General features: G+C 61.1%; 5 protein-coding genes. 1 reads left to right on the top strand and 4 read right to left on the bottom strand.

Annotated features, from left to right (window positions below; all coding sequences use genetic code 11):
* Positions 1–14: 14 nt before the first annotated feature.
* From K5845_RS21060 to K5845_RS21075, 4 genes are all read right to left on the bottom strand, one after another.
* Positions 15–479 carry a hypothetical protein gene (locus tag K5845_RS21060; protein WP_287959965.1) on the bottom strand — a complete coding sequence of 155 codons (465 nt, stop codon included), beginning with the start codon at positions 477–479 and terminating at the stop codon, positions 15–17.
* Between the two features lie 129 nt (positions 480–608).
* Complete coding sequence (locus K5845_RS21065; RefSeq protein ID WP_287959966.1) at positions 609–1,034, bottom strand: DUF3846 domain-containing protein; 426 nt, start codon at positions 1,032–1,034, stop codon at positions 609–611.
* A 189-nt stretch (positions 1,035–1,223) separates the two neighbouring features.
* The gene (locus tag K5845_RS21070; protein WP_287959967.1) at positions 1,224–1,667 is read right to left on the bottom strand and encodes a hypothetical protein; all 444 of its coding nucleotides are present in this window, start codon (positions 1,665–1,667) and stop codon (positions 1,224–1,226) included.
* Entirely contained in the window at positions 1,657–2,565 is a 909-nt protein-coding gene (locus tag K5845_RS21075) for an ArdC family protein (RefSeq protein ID WP_287959968.1), read from the bottom strand. Before K5845_RS21075 ends, K5845_RS21070 begins: the two co-directional genes overlap by 11 nt.
* Positions 2,566–2,814: 249 nt before the next feature.
* Here K5845_RS21075 and K5845_RS21080 point away from each other — a divergent pair.
* Positions 2,815–3,109: hypothetical protein (locus K5845_RS21080; protein ID WP_287959969.1), on the top strand; the 295-nt coding region annotated here is incomplete at its 3' end.

Here is a 3,109-nt window from a genome sequence, read left to right on the forward strand (position 1 = left end):
GTATCTGCCATTTGCTACATCCTCATACGGCGGCGGCGTTCGCGGCGCTTTTGACTGGCGACCTCTTCCTGTTCCGGCGTTGGTTGGGGAAGGCCGAGCTTTTCGCGGCGGTAGTTTTTCGCCGCCTGCCTCAGCGACAGGTCCGCCTTGTCGTCGTGTATCCGCTGGTCGACCGTTGCGGCGATGGCGGCGTTCATGAAGGGCTGGTAGCGGCGGAGGCGGTCTTCGCTCAAGACATCGCGCACCGTTGGCGCCTCCACATTACTGTTGGCGCAAATGCTTTTGAAGCAGCGCTCGTAGAGGCGTCGTCGTTCCAGCAGGATGGTGAGCAGAAGGGTTTCGCGTTCCTGCTTATTGAGGTGCGGTTTCCGTATCCGGTACCGTTCCGACCAGCTGGGGACCATCGATAGGAGAAGCTTCTTCTCGTAATCGGAGAGGCGTGCGAACGGGCCGTCTCGTCCGCCGATCGGTTCAGGCATGGATATCCGCTCCGACGAGCTTGTGGAACCATTCCCTGATGTTTGGGTATGCGCGCACACGGTGCAAGGACATAAGTCGCCGCGATTTGATCTGTCCACAGCCTATTGGGCTGTAGCATGCGGCCGAGATCATTCGGCCGCTTCCTCTGCGAGGGTCTTGAGGACATTCCCCAGAGGGAGGATGCGTTCATGGGAGGGATTGATGGCATCGCGGACCACGACAACGTTGGTGTAAAGAAGCTCGATGAACTTGACGTCGTGTGCGAGCTGTTCGATCGAGGTGGTGGGAGCGACGCTGCGGCCGTTGGCATCCATGCCCAAAAGCAGTCCCCTTCCCGCGAAGGGTTGGGGCATGCCGCGCACGGCAATGAAATGGTAAGCGGGTTTAAGCAATCCCTCGTCATCGACGTAGAGACCGTCTCCATTTGGGAGGGTAGCCACGTCGAAGGTATCGCAGCGCAGGTGTTTGTAGATGGCGGGCAGCTTGTCGCCGGTGTCGGGAACTTCGACACTGGTGATGGTTCGGGATTCGGGATCGATGAGGTGTGCCAGCATGACGGCTTTCTCCTTTGTTGCGCGAGCCGCCCATCGCGGCCCATGCAACCCCCGGTGCGCCGGGCTGGAGGGCCTGCCGGGCTGGAGCCGCTTGTGGCGGAACCGGAGGCGCGCGCATTGCGCGCGGCCCTTGGCGGGGCCGACAACTGGCGCGACCCTTCACTTGCAGGGTGCTGGTGGGCGGTATGGTCAACCAAAGGTGAGCATGTGAGTGGGTGGGCTTTGGGGTATCGGGGAATGCCCGCAATGGAATTCACCGGGCAAACGAGACCGTTTTCTTTGCCGTGGATATGGAGACGTTGACTGAGAGGCAAAAGCTGTTTCAGCGGTCGCCGAAGAGGTCTCTCTGCCTCCACTTGGCAACGCAAGGGCATAGGCAGGATTTTCGGCGTCACGGTTGGCCCACGCTGTGAGGAAGGGCACCACGTCACCGGCCGCATCCAGCTCGTCATCGTCGATGCCGTGGGTGCGGTATCCGTTGACCGCAAAGGGAAGAGGAGCATGGGGCGGATTGGTGACCCGGATGCGGATCAACGTCCAACCATCGATGCGGTGGTTGCGGATTACGCTGATGCGGGCGGTCACGGATCTCCATGTGAACGTCACAAGTTCCCTTGCTGGCTTAGGCTGCATCGTCCTGCTCCTTTCTTGAAAAGGAAGCGAGGTAACGGGCGGCCTCGGATGCTTTGGCAGCTGCGGTGAAGATGGCTTTCTTGTCGGCCTTCAGGACCTTCAGCCAGTGGGCGAGGTATTGCGCGTGATCCTTGCGGGGTTCGGCGGTGACGCCCAGTTCCGCACAGAGGAAGGCCGCTCCGATTTCGGCACACAATTCTTCCATGGCGTAAGCGTCGCTTTTGAAGCGGCCGGTGAGATCCCTGGCCAATCGATGCTTGGCGCCGCTCCAGTGGATTGCTTCATGGAGCAACGTGCTTTCGAAGTGGAATGTGCGTTCGGCGGCATCATCCTGCTGGAAGTAATGGGGGGCCGGCAACGCGATGTAATCGAGGCTTGGCAGATAGAATGCCTTGTCGCCACCGATGCGGATGTCCGCGCCTGTTGCGGCCATGAAGCGTTCGACGGCTTCATGCCGTTGCAAGGGTTCCATTTCCTTGACGGGTTCCGGCGTGGGTGGAGTGTAGCCGTCTACTTGGGAGCCGGAGAAGACCCACGAGGCACGTGCGACGCGCCTGCGGCCGTCATCGTCGGTGTCCTCGGCATTGGGCTGAACGGAGTATTCCTTGTAGAAGACGACGAGGTTGCCTTTTTCGCCTTTGCGGACCTGCGCGCCGATGCTGTGCCATTGGCGGTATGTGGCGTAGACGGGGGCCAGCTGGCCAAGCTCGGAGGCAATCCAGAGGGTGATGCAATTGACCCCCTGATAGGCCTGCTTGGTGATGGCGTTACGGGGAAGTGTGTTGGTGATGCCGATGCGCTGCCACGGCATCCGGAATTCACCCGGGTTGGCCTCGATGGCCGCGATGACGCGGTCGGTGACGTATTGGTGGATGTCGAGTGGGTCTTTTCTGGCCATGGCCAATTCCTCCGGTTTCCCGAACCGCGCCCGATGCGCGGCTCGTGCGCCGGAGAAAAGCCGGGGGCGCCGGGGTCCCCGCACCCCTTGGGGCGCGGCAGAGCCGCGAGGCTTGTCCTTGCGGGGTGGCGAACCAGGCTTAGGCGCATGGGTCGAGCCGCGCCGGTGCGCTGTCGGAAGGATTGTGGAAGGTATTGCCTGCAATGGGTGGATGCGTATACAATCATCCGTACAATGAAGGGGACTGATGTGGACGATAAACAGCGCGCGTCCTTGTTGCGCGAGCATCCGGAGTGTTATGCGACGACGGGTTTGGATTGGGGCAATCCGGCGCATTATGAATCGTTGGCGAATGGATTGTTCCAAGTGCTGATGGGTGTGTTTGCGCGGCAGCAGGGATTGCGGGGCCATGCCGAAGGCAAGGTGCTGCGTCGGCACCAGCAGCGCATTGAGCAGCGGCTTGGGGTGGCGGAACGCGCGCTGTGCCGAATTGGCGGATTTTCGCCGCGCCACATGGAAGATGCGGTGATCGTGTATGGCCTTG

The sequence above is a fragment of the Filomicrobium sp. genome (genome assembly GCF_025698805.1).
Taxonomy (GTDB): domain Bacteria; phylum Pseudomonadota; class Alphaproteobacteria; order Rhizobiales; family Hyphomicrobiaceae; genus Filomicrobium; species Filomicrobium insigne.